The sequence below is a fragment of the Limnohabitans sp. TEGF002 genome, assembly GCF_055395845.1.
In genome coordinates this window covers 2,966,217-2,980,552 of record NZ_AP029224.1, presented here as the reverse complement: position 1 = coordinate 2,980,552, position 14,336 = coordinate 2,966,217, and the positions used below count along the sequence as shown (strand labels likewise).

Annotated in this window: 15 protein-coding genes; 13 read left to right on the top strand and 2 right to left on the bottom strand. The window is 60.3% G+C overall.

Features of this window, described 5'->3' with window-relative positions; genetic code table 11:
* The first annotated feature begins 23 nt into the window (after window positions 1-23).
* The 13 genes from ACZ5SR_RS14960 (at window position 24) to ACZ5SR_RS14900 (ending at window position 11,862) form a co-directional block, all read left to right on the top strand.
* The gene (locus tag ACZ5SR_RS14960) at window positions 24-965 is read left to right on the top strand and encodes a LysR substrate-binding domain-containing protein (RefSeq protein WP_464449415.1); all 942 of its coding nucleotides are present in this window, start codon (window positions 24-26) and stop codon (window positions 963-965) included.
* Between the two features lie 221 nt (window positions 966-1,186).
* Window positions 1,187-2,077, top strand: coding sequence for an amino acid ABC transporter substrate-binding protein (locus ACZ5SR_RS14955; RefSeq protein WP_464449414.1), 891 nt, complete (start codon window positions 1,187-1,189; stop codon window positions 2,075-2,077).
* Between the two features lie 91 nt (window positions 2,078-2,168).
* Window positions 2,169-2,888 (top strand): amino acid ABC transporter permease, encoded by a 720-nt coding sequence (locus tag ACZ5SR_RS14950; protein WP_464449413.1) that lies wholly within the window; start codon window positions 2,169-2,171, stop codon window positions 2,886-2,888.
* Window position 2,889: 1 nt separating this feature from the next.
* The gene (locus ACZ5SR_RS14945; protein WP_464449412.1) at window positions 2,890-3,558 is read left to right on the top strand and encodes an amino acid ABC transporter permease; all 669 of its coding nucleotides are present in this window, start codon (window positions 2,890-2,892) and stop codon (window positions 3,556-3,558) included.
* 19 nt (window positions 3,559-3,577) lie between these two features.
* Window positions 3,578-4,315, top strand: a complete 738-nt coding sequence (locus ACZ5SR_RS14940; protein WP_464449411.1) for an amino acid ABC transporter ATP-binding protein — start codon at window positions 3,578-3,580, stop codon at window positions 4,313-4,315.
* An 11-nt stretch (window positions 4,316-4,326) separates the two neighbouring features.
* On the top strand, window positions 4,327-5,265 hold the full coding sequence (locus ACZ5SR_RS14935; RefSeq protein WP_464449410.1) for a M14 family metallopeptidase: 939 nt from the start codon (window positions 4,327-4,329) through the stop codon (window positions 5,263-5,265).
* Window positions 5,266-5,311: 46 nt separating this feature from the next.
* Window positions 5,312-6,349, top strand: a complete 1,038-nt coding sequence (pyrC, locus tag ACZ5SR_RS14930) for a dihydroorotase (protein ID WP_464449409.1) — start codon at window positions 5,312-5,314, stop codon at window positions 6,347-6,349.
* Entirely contained in the window at window positions 6,328-7,173 is an 846-nt protein-coding gene (locus ACZ5SR_RS14925; RefSeq protein ID WP_464449408.1) for a DUF3025 domain-containing protein, read from the top strand. Before pyrC ends, ACZ5SR_RS14925 begins: the two co-directional genes overlap by 22 nt.
* Before the next feature lie 69 nt (window positions 7,174-7,242).
* Entirely contained in the window at window positions 7,243-8,118 is an 876-nt protein-coding gene (htpX, locus tag ACZ5SR_RS14920) for a protease HtpX (RefSeq protein ID WP_464449407.1), read from the top strand.
* Between the two features lie 124 nt (window positions 8,119-8,242).
* The gene (locus ACZ5SR_RS14915) at window positions 8,243-9,193 is read left to right on the top strand and encodes a DMT family transporter (RefSeq protein ID WP_464449406.1); all 951 of its coding nucleotides are present in this window, start codon (window positions 8,243-8,245) and stop codon (window positions 9,191-9,193) included.
* Between the two features lie 35 nt (window positions 9,194-9,228).
* The gene (locus ACZ5SR_RS14910) at window positions 9,229-9,918 is read left to right on the top strand and encodes an ABC transporter ATP-binding protein (protein ID WP_464449405.1); all 690 of its coding nucleotides are present in this window, start codon (window positions 9,229-9,231) and stop codon (window positions 9,916-9,918) included.
* Window positions 9,915-11,222 (top strand): ABC transporter permease, encoded by a 1,308-nt coding sequence (locus tag ACZ5SR_RS14905; protein ID WP_464449404.1) that lies wholly within the window; start codon window positions 9,915-9,917, stop codon window positions 11,220-11,222. Before ACZ5SR_RS14910 ends, ACZ5SR_RS14905 begins: the two co-directional genes overlap by 4 nt.
* Before the next feature lie 16 nt (window positions 11,223-11,238).
* On the top strand, window positions 11,239-11,862 hold the full coding sequence (locus ACZ5SR_RS14900; protein WP_464449403.1) for a DUF3299 domain-containing protein: 624 nt from the start codon (window positions 11,239-11,241) through the stop codon (window positions 11,860-11,862).
* 4 nt (window positions 11,863-11,866) lie between these two features.
* Here ACZ5SR_RS14900 and ACZ5SR_RS14895 read toward each other — a convergent pair whose 3' ends face one another.
* Window positions 11,867-12,766, bottom strand: a complete 900-nt coding sequence (locus ACZ5SR_RS14895; protein WP_464449402.1) for a 5'-nucleotidase — start codon at window positions 12,764-12,766, stop codon at window positions 11,867-11,869.
* A 14-nt stretch (window positions 12,767-12,780) separates the two neighbouring features.
* The gene (gene ilvA / locus ACZ5SR_RS14890) at window positions 12,781-14,328 is read right to left on the bottom strand and encodes a threonine ammonia-lyase, biosynthetic (protein WP_464449401.1); all 1,548 of its coding nucleotides are present in this window, start codon (window positions 14,326-14,328) and stop codon (window positions 12,781-12,783) included.
* Window positions 14,329-14,336: the final 8 nt, after the last annotated feature.

Genomic DNA, 14,336 nt, shown 5'->3' with positions numbered 1-14,336 from the left:
GCCCCTGACAGGAATGAACTCCCATGGAAACCAAGTGGCTTGAAGACTTTGTGAGTTTGGCTGAAACCCGCAGTTTCAGCCGTTCGGCTCAGTTGCGGCATGTGACGCAGCCTGCGTTTTCGCGGCGCATCCAGTCACTGGAAGCTTGGGCCGGGGCCGATCTGGTGGACCGCAGTTCGTACCCCACCAAACTCACACCGGCTGGTGAGACCCTGTATGCGCAGGCGCTGGAGTTGCTGCAATCTTTGCAAAACACCCGGGCCATGCTGCGCGGGCATAACTCGGCAGGGCAGGACTTCATTGAGTTTGCGGTGCCTCACACGCTCGCGTTCACCTTCTTCCCTTCCTGGGTGGCGGGTTTGCGCGAGAGCTTCGGGCCGATCAAAAGCCGCCTGATTGCCTTGAATGTGCACGATGCGGCCATGCGTTTGGCCGAGGGCGGGTGCGATTTGTTGATCGTTTACCACCATCCTTCACAACCCCTGCAGCTCGATGCCGAGCGTTACGACATGGTGGTACTGGGTGCGGAGTCCATTGCCCCTTATGTGCAGGCCCAAGCCGATGGCACTCAAGCCTGCAATTTGCCTGGCACGCCTGCGCGGCCTTTGCCTTATCTGGGTTATGCACCCGGAGCTTATTTGGGAGGCGTGACAGACTGGATACTCAAGCAATCGGGCACACCGATCCATTTGGACCGGGTGTACGAAACCGACATGGCCGAAGGCTTGAAAGTCATGGCCCTGCAAGGGCATGGCATCGCCTTTTTGCCTGAAAGTGCCGTGCGCAAGGAAGTGCAAAGCGGCGCTTTGGCCGAGGCCCATTTGCCCGGGGCCCAAAGTCTGGCCTTGACGATGGAGGTCAGGGCTTACCGGGCCAAGCTCGGACCCAAAACCAGTTCCAGACACCCAGCGCACGAGCTGTGGCAACATTTGACGCAAGAAACCCCGCAACTTTTGGGGGGCTGACGCCTTTGTGCATTGCGTTATGCATTTTTTGCATTAATCTTCCGGGTACACCCTGATGCAGGCATGCAGCCCGAATCACTATAGTGTGTGACTGTTCGTGTCGGGCACATTTTGTGCAATAACAGTGATGCCCCGTTCTGTCGCCGTGACATGATGGTGCATCCATGTCAGACAACGGCATGGTTTAACGTTCGCCTTCTGGCGATTTTTTGGAGAAATGAATGAAAAAACAATTGTTCGCTGCGGCGATTGCTGCTTTGGCCTGTGTGGCCGCTCAAGCCGATACCATCGCCAAAGTCAAAGGCTCTGGCGTGATCACCATGGGGGTGCGCGATTCTTCGGGTGCCCTGTCTTACACGCTGGGTGACGGCAAATACGCCGGTTTTCACTACGAAATTTGCCAGCGCATCATCGCCAACGTCGAAAAAGCGGCGGGCAAGAAGTTGGACGTGAAGTTCCAGTCCGTGACCTCGCAGAACCGCATTCCTTTGGTTCAAAACGGCACCGTGGACATCGAGTGCGGCTCGACCACCAACAATGCTGCCCGTCAAAAAGACGTGGCTTTTGTGGTGACCACCTTTGTGGAAGAAGTGCGCATCGCCGTGAAGGCTGCCTCGGGCATCACTTCTATCGCTCAATTGAAAGACCGCAGCGTGGCCACCACCACCGGCACCACCTCGGTGCAGCTGCTGCGCAAGCACGAGCGTGCCAATGGCGTTGACTTCAAGGAAGTCTTTGGCAAGGACCATGCTGACAGCTTCTTGCTGTTGGAATCCGGGCGTGCTGATGCCTTCGTGATGGACGGCCAGATCCTGGCGGGCAACATTGCCACAGCCAAGAATCCTGCAGACTTCAAGATCGTTGGTGAAGTGCTCAACGTTGAGCCCATCGCCATCATGATCCGCAAGGACGACCCCGCTTTCAAGAAATTGGCCGACGACACCGTGCGTGACATGGTCAAGAGCGGCGACATGGCCAAGGTCTATGACAAGTGGTTCGTGCAACCCATCCCTCCCAAAAACACCCGTGTGGGCCTGGTTGCCAGCGATGCGACCAAAACCGCTTGGGCCAACTTGAACGACAAGCCGGCTGAAGATTACGCCAAAAAATAAAACGGCTGGTTAGCATCGAAAAACCCCGCCGGGGCTGACTTGGGCGGGGTTTTTCTTTGGGCAACGGGTTTCGCTTTTCAGGGAAGACGACATGACTTGGGACTGGCAGGTATTTTTCACCGACGACGGCAGTGGTCGAACTTATTTGGAGTGGATGCTGGAGGCATGGCGCTGGACGCTGGCCGTGGCCGCTTGCTCCTGGGTGGTGGCCATGAGTGTGGGCGCCGTGGTGGGCACGGTGCGCACCTTGCCCGGACGTCCGGTCTTGGTGGCTTTGGGCAACGCCTGGGTGGAGTTGTTTCGCAACATCCCGTTGCTGGTGCAAATTTTCCTGTGGTACTTTGTGGTGCCCAAAATCGTTCCTGCTTTTCAGCAGGTGCCGGGCTTTGTCTTGGTGGTCTTTGCCTTGGGCTTTTTCACCTCGGCGCGCATCGCTGAACAGGTGCGGGCGGGCATCCAAGCCTTGCCCAAAGGGCAAACTTATGCCGCCATGGCCGTGGGATTTACGACCGCCCAGTCTTACCGCTATGTGCTCTTGCCCATGGCTTTTCGCATCATCTTGCCGCCACTGACCAGCGAGTCGATGAATTTGCTGAAAAACTCGTCCGTGGCTTTTGCGGTGTCGATTGCCGAACTCACCATGTTCGCCATGCAGGCGCAAGAAGAAACCTCACGCGGCATCGAAATTTACATCGCTGTGACCGCCCTGTATGCCCTGTCTGCTTTCGGGGTCAACCGCGTGTTCGCGTTGATCGAAAAGAAAATGCGCGTGCCGGGCTTCATTGTCTCGGCTGGCACGGGAGGGCACTGACATGTTCGGACTCGACCTCTCGTTTTTCGATTTGGAGATGCTGCGCAAGTTCGTTTGGAACGGCTTGGTTTTCAGCGTCCAACTGACCATCACCGCCACCATCGGTGGCGTGATCTTCGGCACTTTGCTGGCGCTCATGCGCCTGTCGGGCTCCAAAATTTTGTCTGTGCCGGCCACCTTTTATGTCAACGGCATGCGTTCTGTGCCCTTGGTCATGGTGATCTTGTGGTTCTTTTTGCTGATGCCATTCTTGATTGGTCGACCTGTGGGTGCGGAATGGTCTGCCATCATCACCTTTGTGGCCTTTGAGGCAGCCTATTTCAGCGAAATCATGCGCGCTGGCATCCAGTCCATTCCGCGGGGTCAGGTGTTTGCAGGCCAAGCCATGGGCATGACCTATGGTCAAAACATGCGCCTGATCATCTTGCCCCAGGCCTTCAGGAACATGCTGCCTGTGTTGCTCACCCAGACCATCATCTTGTTCCAGGACACCTCTTTGGTCTATGCCATTGGGGCCTACGATTTGCTCAAGGGCTTCACCAACGCGGGCAAAATTTATGGCAGACCCGAAGAGGCTTACATCTTGGCTGCTGGCGTGTATTTCGTGATTTGTTTTGGTTTGTCGTGGTGCGTCAAACGCCTGCAAGCCAAGATTGCCATCGTGCGCTGAATGAAATTGGGGAATGAAAATGATTGAAATCAAAAATGTGTCCAAGTGGTACGGACAGGTGCAGGTGCTCAACGATTGCTCGGTCAGCATCAACAAGGGTGATGTGGTGGTGGTTTGCGGCCCCTCGGGCTCGGGCAAGTCCACCCTCATCAAAACAGTCAACGGCTTGGAGCCGGTCCAACAAGGCAGCATCCATGTGGACGGCGTGTCGCTCATGGACGCCAGCACCAATCTGCCCAAACTGCGTTCGCGCGTGGGCATGGTGTTCCAGAGTTTTGAATTGTTCCCGCACCTGTCGGTGACCGAAAACCTGACGATTGCCCAGATCAAGGTTTTGGGGCGCACAGAAGACGAAGCCCGCGAGCGAGGTCTGAAGATGCTCGACCGCGTGGGTTTGCTGGCGCACAAGGACAAGTTTCCGGGTCAGCTCTCCGGTGGCCAGCAGCAGCGTGTGGCCATTGCCCGCGCCTTGTCGATGGACCCGATCGTGATGCTGTTTGACGAACCCACCTCAGCGCTCGACCCCGAAATGGTGGGCGAGGTGCTGGATGTGATGGTGCAATTGGCCAATGAGGGCATGACCATGATGGTGGTCACGCACGAAATGGGTTTTGCGCGCAAAGTGGCCAACCGCGTGATCTTCATCGACGTGGGCGGGCGCATTCTCGAAGACTGCTCCAAAGACGAGTTTTTCAACCACCCCGAAAACCGCCAGCCGCGCACCAAGGATTTCCTGAACAAGATCCTGCAACATTGAACAAGAGCGCCATGAATCAGAACCTGCCTGCCATCGAGGTCATGCCGCGTGATTTGTCTGCCTACCGGCAGGGCAATGTGGGTGTGGATTTTGTACATCGTTTCGATTCAGGTGTGCCCGGGCCGCATGTGCTGGTCAATGCCCTGACGCATGGCAACGAGTTTTGCGGCATGGTCGCTGCCTGTCATTTGCTGGACACTGGTGTGCGCCCCTTGCGCGGCACGCTGACAGTGAGCTTTGCCAATGTGGCGGCTTATGAGACCTTTGATCCGACCAAGCCTTTTGACAGCCGCCAGATCACCCACAACTTCAACCGCATCTGGTCCGAAGAATGGCTCGATGGCACACAAGACAGCGTGGAGCTGCGCCGTGCCCGTGCCATGCGCGCCGTGGTGGCCCAAGCGGACCACATTTTGGACATCCATTCCACGAGTCAGGATGTGGTGCCTTTCTGGGTCTATCCCGCTTTTGCCCGCAACGCCCGTGCAGCCAGTGCGCTGGCGTCACCTGCGGTGCATCTGGTGATGCCACAAGGCCTGGGGTCGGGTACACCGGTCATTCAGCATGGCCGTCATGGCCAGGCTGACAGCAACGCAGGCGTCGCGGTGGTCGTTGAGTGTGGGCAACATTTCAAGCAAAGCACGGCGGATCTGGCCATCCAGGTGACTTTGGACTTTTTAGGCCATTTCGGTCTCATGGATCGGATCGTGTCTGCAGCGCCCGCGCCTCGCCGCTTCGAGCTGCTCAGAACCCATGTGGTGGCCCATGCGGATTTTCGCTTCACCCGGCCTGTGATCGGGTTTGAAACCTTTGCCAAGGGCGAGTTGATCGCCGTGGACGGTGAGCAGCCCATCCATGCCCCGTGTGACGACTGCACACTTTTCATGCCCACGCGTGAACCCGTCGTCGGGCGCGAAGGCGTTTACCTCACCCGCCCTCTGGCCGATTGACTCGGCTGGCCACAGCGGTGGGCGGACCTTTGCGACAATACGCCCCATGACCCAAGAACTCACCCTCATCCGCCCCGACGATTGGCACCTGCATGTGCGCGATGGCGCCGCCCTAAACGTGGTGGTGCCTCACACCGCTGCGCAGTTTGGCCGCGCCGTCATCATGCCCAACCTCAAGCCGCCCGTGACCACCGCCGAGCAGGCGCTGGCCTACAAGGCGCGTATTCAGGCCGCCGTGCCAAAAGGCATGAGCTTTGAGCCTTTGATGACGCTGTACCTGACCGACAACCTTGCCCCGGCTGAGATTGCCCGCGCCAAGGCCGCAGGCGTGGTGGCGTGCAAGCTCTACCCTGCAGGCGCGACCACCAACAGCGACGCGGGCGTGACCGACCTGCGCAAAATCTACCCTGTGCTCGAAGCCATGCAGCGCGAGGGCGTTTTGCTGCTGGTGCACGGCGAAGTCACCTCGTCCGACATCGACCTGTTCGACCGCGAAGCCGTGTTCATCGAGCAGCATCTGATCCCGCTGCGCCGCGACTTCCCGGGCTTGAAAATCGTGATGGAACACATCACCACCAAAGAAGCCGCCGAGTATGTGGCCGCTGGCGACGCAAATCTGGGCGCCACCATCACCGCGCACCACCTGCTGTACAACCGCAACGCTATCTTCACGGGCGGCATTCGCCCCCACTATTACTGCCTGCCCGTGCTCAAGCGCGAGACGCACCGCCTGGCGCTGGTGCAAGCCGCCACCAGTGGCAACGCCCGTTTCTTCTTGGGCACCGACAGCGCCCCGCACCCTGCGCACCTCAAGGAGCACGCCAGCGGTTGCGCAGGCTGCTACACCGCACACGCCGCCATCGAGATGTACGCCGAGGCTTTTGATCAGGCGGGCGCGCTGGACAAGCTCGAAGGCTTTGCCAGCTTCTTTGGGGCCGACTTTTACGGCCTGTCGCGCAACACCAGCACCATCACCCTGCGCCGCGAAAGCTGGACGCCTGCCGAGAGCTTCGCCTTTGGCGAAGCCGAACTAAAGCCCCTGCGTTCGGGAGAAAGCCTGCCGTGGCGTCTGGTGGCGGGCTGAGCCCCAACCGGGCTGGGCAACGCTGCGCGCCAGCTTCCAGCCTGAGCGTGCCCGACATCGACTGGGACGCGCCTTGGCTGGCCGACTGGCGGGCGCTGGGTGAGCCGATCGCACGCCAAGTGGCGGCGGGCATGCCCCAGCCAGAGGCCTTGAGCGCAGCCAGCGGTGCCCCCGTGCGCTTTGTGCCGCAAAGCGACTTGCCCGAAGGCCAAGCCTACGAAGACTTCATTTTTGCCACGGACCAGGTGCCCACCCGCGAAGGCCTGCACGACTTCTTCAACGCCCTGTGTTGGATGCATTTCCCGCTGGCCAAAAAACGCTTGAACCAGTTGCAGGCCCACGAAATCGCCCGCGCCGGGGTGGGTCAGGTGCGCGGCCCGGTGCGCGATGCCGCCACCGTTTTCGATGAAAACGCGCTGCTGATCCAGACCTCCGATGCCGTCTGGTTGGCCTTGACCGAGCACCGCTGGATCGATGCCTTTGTTGGTTTGCGCAGTGAGTGGGCGCACACACGGCTTTGGGCTTTCGGCCATGCCGCCCTCGAAAAAGCGGTGCAGCCTTACAAGTCGATCACCGTGCACCTGTGGCGCGTGCCGCAAGGCGTGGTGCAAGCTGACCTCGACGCTTGGCTGGCGCAAGACCTCTCGCCTGAAAAATTGGCTCAAAAGCCCTTCAGTCCCTTGCCTTTGCTGGGGGTGCCCGGCTGGTGGCTGGCCAACGAAGACCCGGCGTTTTATGCCGATGACAGCGTGTTCCGTCCCCGCAGAAGCCCGCGTCACGTAGAAAAACCGTACGCCAATCCGGAAATCACGCCCCCGGCTTGATTTTGCAGTCCGACACCCTAATATCCGTCCCAACGTGCCCGCGTCTTTCGGGTGAAAGTGAAACTGAACATGAAACGCATTTTTCTTTTTGTCGTGACCAACCTGGCCGTGGTGCTGGTGCTGGGCATCGTCGCCAACTTGCTGGGCGTCAACCGCTTTTTGACAGCCAACGGCCTGAACCTGGGCGCTTTGCTGGGTTTTGCGCTGATCATGGGCTTTGGTGGCGCCATCATCTCTTTGCTCATGAGCAAGTGGATCGCCAAAATGTCCTCGGGGGTCAAGGTCATTGAGCAACCGGCCAACGCCGACGAAGCTTGGATCGTGGATACCGTCCGGAAACTGGCCGACAAAGCCGGTATCGGCATGCCCGAAGTCGGCATTTTCGAAGGCGATCCCAACGCTTTTGCCACCGGCGCCTTCCGCGACTCGGCCTTGGTGGCCGTGTCCACGGGCTTGCTGCAAAACATGACGCACGAAGAAATCGAGGCCGTGCTCGCCCATGAAGTGGCGCACATCGCCAACGGCGACATGGTCACCATGACCCTGATCCAGGGCGTGATGAACACGTTTGTGGTGTTCATCTCCCGTGTGGTGGGTTATGCGGTGGACAGCTTTTTGCGCAAAAACGACGAAGAAAACACCGGCCCCGGCATGGGCTACTACATCACCACCATCGTGATGGACATTTTGCTGGGCGTTCTCGCTGCCATCATCGTGGCCTGGTTCAGCCGTCAGCGCGAATTCCGCGCCGATGCCAGCGCTGCGCAACTGATGGGCCGCAAGCAGCCCATGATCAACGCCTTGGCCCGCTTGGGTGGTGTGCACACCGCCGAGTTGCCCAAGAGCATGGCCGCCATGGGCATTGCCGGAGGGATCGGCCAGCTGTTCAGCACCCACCCGCCTATCGAACAGCGCATCGCCGCGCTGCAAAACAGCGCTGGTTGATTTGCCCCGCTTGTTGTGGGAGCTGGCCCCCGCTCGCGAACGTGGGCGTAACCGACGCGACCTGCCCCCCCGCTGAATCCCCTTAAGATGAACGGGTGATTCATATTTGCTTGGGTGTTTGCGCATGAAGCCGCGCAAAGCCTTTTTCTCCCCCCCTCGACAATGGTTGCTGGCGCACCACCGCAGTCGGCGCTCATTTGCGAGCTGGCCTGTGGCGGTCAGGGGCATGGTCTGGATGGTGGTGGGTGGGGTGCTGTTCTCGCTGCTCAATACCGTCGCCAGAGAGCTGACTTTGCATCTGGATGTTTACCAGTCGCAGTTCCTGCGGTATTTGTTTGGCTTGATCTTCATCCTGCCCTGGGTTTGGCGTGATGGCTGGCGCGCTTACATGCCGGTGAACATGGCGGGTCAGTTCTGGCGCGGCGGGGTGCACACGCTGGGACTGGTGTTGTGGTTCACGGCCTTGCCCAAAATCCCCTTGGCCGACATGACAGCCATTGGCTTCACCGGGCCGATTTTCATCATGCTCGGCGCGGCTTGGTTTTTGGGCGAGCCCATGCGCAAAGACCGCTGGATCGCGGCCATCATCGGCTTTGCGGGTGTGCTGGTGGTGGTTTTGCCCAAGCTGTCGGGTGAGGGTGGCTGGTTCAATCTGGTCATGCTGGCCTCATCACCGGTGTTTGCGGCGTCCTTCCTCATCACCAAAGCCCTGACCCGTTACGAAAAAGCGGGCGTGATTGTGCTGTGGCAAGCCCTGACGGTCACGGTCTTGAGCCTGCCGATGGCGCTGCCCAATTGGCAAGCGCCTACTCTGATGCAGTGGATCGGCTTTGCCGCCACGGGGGTGCTGGGCACGCTCGCCCACTATTGCCTGACGCGGGCCTTCGCCCTGGCCGACATCTCGGCCACCCAGTCTTTACGCTTTCTGGACCTGGTCTGGGCCTCTTTGCTGGGCTGGCTGGTGTTTGGTGACGTGCCCAGCCAGTGGACTTGGGCCGGGGCCCTCGTCATCCTGGGCGCGACTGTTTGGATTGCCCGCAGGGAAAGCCGGAGAAAGATCGTTGTGCCCGATTGACGGGGTATATTGCCCCGTTCAACAGGGAGTTCTGAGTGATCGACATCGAGCCATTGCGCTTTGCCTGGAGCCGGGGCGGGCCTGACACGCTGGTGCTGGGCCGCTTGCAGGTGGACCGAGGGCAGACTGTTTTTTTGCATGGCCCCAGCGGCTGTGGCAAGAGCACTTTGCTCGGCCTGCTGGCGGGTGTTTTGTCTCCCCGCCAAGGGCGCGTGTCATTGCTGGGGCAAGACTGGGCCGCTTTGAAGGCTGGCCAGCGCGACGCCTTTCGGGCCGACCATGTGGGCGTGATGTTTCAGCAGTTCAACTTGCTGCCCTACCTGAGTGTGCTGGACAACGTGACCTTGCCTTGCCGTTTTTCCAAGTTGCGACGCGAGCGCTGCCAGGCCGCCGGTGGCCCTGAGGCCGCAGCCCAAAGCTGGCTGCATCGCATGGGCTTGCCCGAATCCATGTGGACGCGCCGGGCCGACGCCTTGTCGGTGGGCCAGCAGCAGCGCGTGGCCGCTGCCCGTGCCCTGATGGGCCAGCCCGAACTGATCCTAGCCGATGAGCCCACCTCGGCGCTCGACGCGGCGTTGCGGCAGGATTTCATGGACTTGTTGCTGCAGGCCGCGCGCGATGCGGGCAGCACCTTGGTGTGCGTCAGCCACGACGAGCAGCAGGCGGTGCGCTTTGACGTGCAGTGGTCCTTGCCCACCTTGCAGCAATCGGGGGAGCGCATATGAACAGCCTTTGGCGCATGGCCCGCAGCAGTGCCTGGAACCGGCGCAGCACCTTGGTGTGGGTGGTGGTGTCGCTGGCGCTGGCCACCGCGTTGCTGTGGACGCTGGAGCGTTTGCGCCACGACATCCGCACCAGCTTTGCGCAATCGGTCAGCGGGGTCGATTTGATTGTGGGTGCGCGCAGCAGCCCGTTGCAGCTGATGCTGTTTTCGGTGTTCCACATCGGCAGCGTGCCGCAAAGCATGAGCATGGACAGCGTGAACAAGCTGGCGCTGCACCGCTCGGTGTCTTGGGTCGTGCCTTTGAGTCTGGGCGACTCGCACCGGGGCTTTCCAGTGTTGGGCACCACACCCGCTTACTTTCAGCACTTTGCCTATGGCGACAAACAGCCGCTGGTCTTGCAGCAAGGCGCGGCATTTGCCGACACGCTCGATGGTTTGTACGAGGCGGTGATCGGATCCGAAGTGGCACGCCAAATGGGCTATGGCCTGGGCCAAAGCATCACGCTGGGTCACGGCCTGCACGACCACGACCATGATCACAAAGGCGAGCCAGCCGACGGAAACACCGATGAACACGCCGATAAGCCCTTCAAGGTGGTCGGCATTCTGGCGCCCACGGGCACCCCGGTGGACCGTTCGGTACAGGTGAGCCTCAAGGCACTCGAAGCCATTCACCTCGGCTGGGTGGCTGGCACGCCTATGCCGGGCGGGCAGATCCCGGCCGATCAGGCGCGCAAATTCAACCTGGAGCCCGAAGAAGTCACGGCCGCTTTGGTGGGCCTGAAAAGCCGGGCGGCGGTGTTCAATGTGCAGCGCTTTGTGAATTTTCACGAAGAAGAAGCGTTGATGGGCGTCATGCCCGGTGTGGCGCTGGGTGAGCTGTGGACAGTGCTCGGCCTGGGTGAAAACGCCTTGTTGGCGGTCTCGGCCCTGGTGGCCTTGGTGAGCGTGGTCTCGCTCGTGGCGGTGGTGCTGGCGGGCCTGAACGAGCGCCGCCGCGAGCTGGCGGTGCTGCGCGCCGTGGGGGCTGCGCCGCGCCATGTGCTGGGCCTGCTCACGCTCGAAGGGGTGTGGGTCACCTTCGCCGGGGTCGTGTTGGGTGTACTGCTGGCGCACGCGGGCATGGCGCTGGCCACGCCCTGGCTGCAGCAGTCGCTGGGCATCCGCTTGCAACTGGCCGCGCCCTTGCCCTCGCAGCTGGCTTTGGCGGGTGCGGTGTTGCTGGCTGGTTTGCTCGCCAGTTTGGGTCCCGCCTGGCGGGCTTACCGTTTATCCTTGGCCGATGGCCTGTCGCCACGCGTATAAATCAAAAGGATCAGGGATGAACCGCATCACCATGATGAGGGCCGTGCTGGGCGCTTGTGGCCTTTGGCTCGGGGGCCATGCTGTGGCGCAAAGCGTGCGCGACACGGTGCGGGAGACCGTGCCCCAAGTTCAGCCGGCCTTGTCGGCCGAGACCCCACCGCCCGGTGCCGGTGTGCCCGGCCCCACACGCACCATCGGCTGGGAGCAGTTGATTCCGGCGGGTTGGGATCCCTACAAAGACCTCAAGGCGCTGAACCTGGACACGCTCAAGGACAACGACCCCAAGGCCGATGAAGCGCTTAAAAAAATGCGCAAGATGTGGGACAACGCGCCCATCAACCCACTGATCCTGGGGCAGAGCGTGCGCTTGCCGGGCTACATGGTGCCACTGGAGGATTTGCCAGAAGGCACCAAGGAATTTTTGTTGGTGCCTTACTTCGGCGCCTGCGTGCATTCGCCGCCACCCCCTGCCAACCAGATCGTGCATGTGGTGCTGGACAAACCCAGCAAGCGCTTTCGCCTGATGGACACCTTGTGGGTCACCGGTCCTCTGACTGCGACCAAAACCGATTCGCACATGGGGGTGTCCAGTTACAGGATTGACGCGAAACTGGTGGCGCCGTTTGTGGATAAGAAGTGATGGCTCAGTCCGGGTTCGATACACCTGAAGCCACATGCCCTGAAGGCACATGCCGCGCCGCCGATTCGATGTGACCGGTTTGGTCGTCAAAGAAAAAGTCCGGCTCGAATTCGCGCAAAAACTCACCCTTGGGCAAGCCGCCCAAAAACATGGCTTCGTCCACTTCGATGTTCCAGTCCATCAACGTGCGGATGGCGCGCTCGTGCGCTGGGGCACTGCGGGCTGTGACCAAAGCGGTGCGCACCCGCATGGCGGGCGTGCCGGCTTGTTGCAGCTGGTGCAGCGCTTGCAGCAAGGGTTTGAAAGGCCCTGCCAGCAAGGGTTGGCTCGCCTTGTCGCGCTCGTGTGCCTGAAAAGCTGACAGCCCTTCAGCCTGAAACACCCGTTCGGCTTCGTCAGAAAACAGCACCGCATCTCCGTCAAACGCGATGCGCACTTCGTGGGGGTGCGCTTCGGATGCCAGTGCGGAGTGCGGGTACACCTGCGCAGCGGGGACGCCCGCGCCCAATGCTGCGCGCACATCCGACAAATGCGTTGACAAAAAGAGGTTGGCATTGAGGGGTTTGAGGTAACGCCATGGTGGCTGACCGCGGGTGAAGCTGCCGCGCTGGATCGGTAGGCCATAGTGCTGCGCTGAGCGGAACACCCGCATGCCCGATACCGGGTCATTGCGCGAGAGGATCACCACCTCGACCCGCTGCACATCGGCTTCATTGAACGCCAGCAGCTTGCGCACCAAAGAAAAAGCGACGCCGGGCTTGGCGGGCGCTTCCAGGCGCTCGAGCTGCAGTTTCATATAAGCCCGGTCATCCCCTTGTTCGAAAAGGCGGTTTTCTTCTTCGAAGTCGAACAAGGCCCGCGACGAGATCGCGACGACGAGTTGGCCTTCAAGGGATGCTGGCATGGTGTGCTTTGGCGTTAGCTGCGGAGGAACAAACGATACACCGGGTTGTCTGTCTCTTCCGCATACGGATAACCCAGCGTTTCCAAAAACTTATCAAACGCCTTGTCATCCTTGGAAGGCACCTGCAGGCCCACCAGAATCCGCCCGTAGTCGGCACCTTGGTTGCGGTAGTGAAACAGGCTGATGTTCCAGCCTGGGCGCATCAGGCTCAAAAATTTGAGCAGTGCACCTGGCCGTTCGGGGAACTCAAAACGCAGCAAGCGTTCGTCTTGTGACAGCGCCGAGTGCCCGCCCACCATGTGGCGGATGTGTTCTTTAGCCAGTTCGTCGTGCGTCAAGTCAATCGCTTTGAACTGCTGCTTGTTGAACTTGGCGGTAATCTTGCCGCTTTCGCCTTTGCCATGCGTGCTCAAACCCAAAAACACATGGGCTTGGTCCGAATCGCTCATGCGGTAGTTGAACTCGGTCACGTTGCGCGGGCCACCGGGCAGGCTGCCGATCAGCTCTAAAAAGCGCTTGAAGCTGCCACGTTCTTCTGGGATGGTCACGGCAAACAGCGCTTCTTTTTCTTCACCCACGTCGGCGCGCTCGGCCACAAAGCGCAGGCGGTCAAAGTTCATGTTCGCGCCGCACAAGATGGCTGCAAAGGTCTGGCCCTTGCATTTGTGCGCGGCCACATACTGCTTGATCGCCGCCACGGCCAGTGCGCCAGCAGGCTCCACGATGGAGCGCGTGTCCACAAAAATGTCCTTGATCGCCGCGCACACCGCGTCGGTGTCCACCGTCATGTATTCGTCTACCAGGCCACGCGTCACGCGGAAGGTTTCTTCGCCCACCAGCTTGACGGCGGTGCCGTCCGAGAACAGGCCCACATCGGGCAAGGTCACGCGCTTTTTGGCGGCCACCGATTGCATCATGGCGTTGGAGTCGTTCATCTGAACGCCAATCACCCTCACCCCGGGGCGCACTGCCTTGATGTAGTTGGCCACGCCACTGATCAGGCCACCGCCCCCAATGGCCACAAACACCGCATCCAGCTGCCCTTGGTGTTGGCGCAGCATTTCCATGGCAATCGTGCCCTGGCCTGCAATCACGTCCGGATCGTCAAAGGGATGCACAAAGCTCAGGCCCTGCTTTTTCTGAAGTGCCAGCGAGTGGTTGTAGGCGTCTGAATAGCTGTCGCCAAACAGCACCACCTCGCCCCCAAAACCTTTGACCGCGTCGATCTTCACTTGTGGCGTGGTGGTGGGCATGACGATCACAGCGCGGGTGCCCAGCTTGCTGGCACTCAGGGCCACGCCTTGTGCATGGTTGCCTGCCGAGGCGCAGATCACACCTTTTTTGAGCTGCTCAGGTGTCAGGTGCGACATCTTGTTGTAAGCGCCGCGCAGCTTGAAGCTGTGCACGGGTTGCTGGTCTTCGCGCTTCAAAAGCACTTGGTTGCCCAAGCGGCGAGACAGGTTTTGGGCTGGCTCCAAGGCCGATTCGGTGGCCACGTCATAGACGCGGGCATTCAGGATTTTGATCAGGTAATCGGCGGGGCGAAGTTTTGGAGAGTTCATATGGAGGG

Coding starts and splice junctions, on each gene's coding strand:
- ACZ5SR_RS14960 (WP_464449415.1), top strand. CDS start 24: ATGGAAACCAAGTGGCTTGAAGACTTTGTGAGTTTGGCTGAAACCCGC.
- ACZ5SR_RS14955 (WP_464449414.1), top strand. CDS start 1,187: ATGAAAAAACAATTGTTCGCTGCGGCGATTGCTGCTTTGGCCTGTGTG.
- ACZ5SR_RS14950 (WP_464449413.1), top strand. CDS start 2,169: ATGACTTGGGACTGGCAGGTATTTTTCACCGACGACGGCAGTGGTCGA.
- ACZ5SR_RS14945 (WP_464449412.1), top strand. CDS start 2,890: ATGTTCGGACTCGACCTCTCGTTTTTCGATTTGGAGATGCTGCGCAAG.
- ACZ5SR_RS14940 (WP_464449411.1), top strand. CDS start 3,578: ATGATTGAAATCAAAAATGTGTCCAAGTGGTACGGACAGGTGCAGGTG.
- ACZ5SR_RS14935 (WP_464449410.1), top strand. CDS start 4,327: ATGAATCAGAACCTGCCTGCCATCGAGGTCATGCCGCGTGATTTGTCT.
- pyrC (WP_464449409.1), top strand. CDS start 5,312: ATGACCCAAGAACTCACCCTCATCCGCCCCGACGATTGGCACCTGCAT.
- htpX (WP_464449407.1), top strand. CDS start 7,243: ATGAAACGCATTTTTCTTTTTGTCGTGACCAACCTGGCCGTGGTGCTG.
- ACZ5SR_RS14915 (WP_464449406.1), top strand. CDS start 8,243: ATGAAGCCGCGCAAAGCCTTTTTCTCCCCCCCTCGACAATGGTTGCTG.
- ACZ5SR_RS14905 (WP_464449404.1), top strand. CDS start 9,915: ATGAACAGCCTTTGGCGCATGGCCCGCAGCAGTGCCTGGAACCGGCGC.
- ACZ5SR_RS14900 (WP_464449403.1), top strand. CDS start 11,239: ATGAACCGCATCACCATGATGAGGGCCGTGCTGGGCGCTTGTGGCCTT.
- ACZ5SR_RS14895 (WP_464449402.1), bottom strand. CDS start 12,766: ATGCCAGCATCCCTTGAAGGCCAACTCGTCGTCGCGATCTCGTCGCGG.
- ilvA (WP_464449401.1), bottom strand. CDS start 14,328: ATGAACTCTCCAAAACTTCGCCCCGCCGATTACCTGATCAAAATCCTG.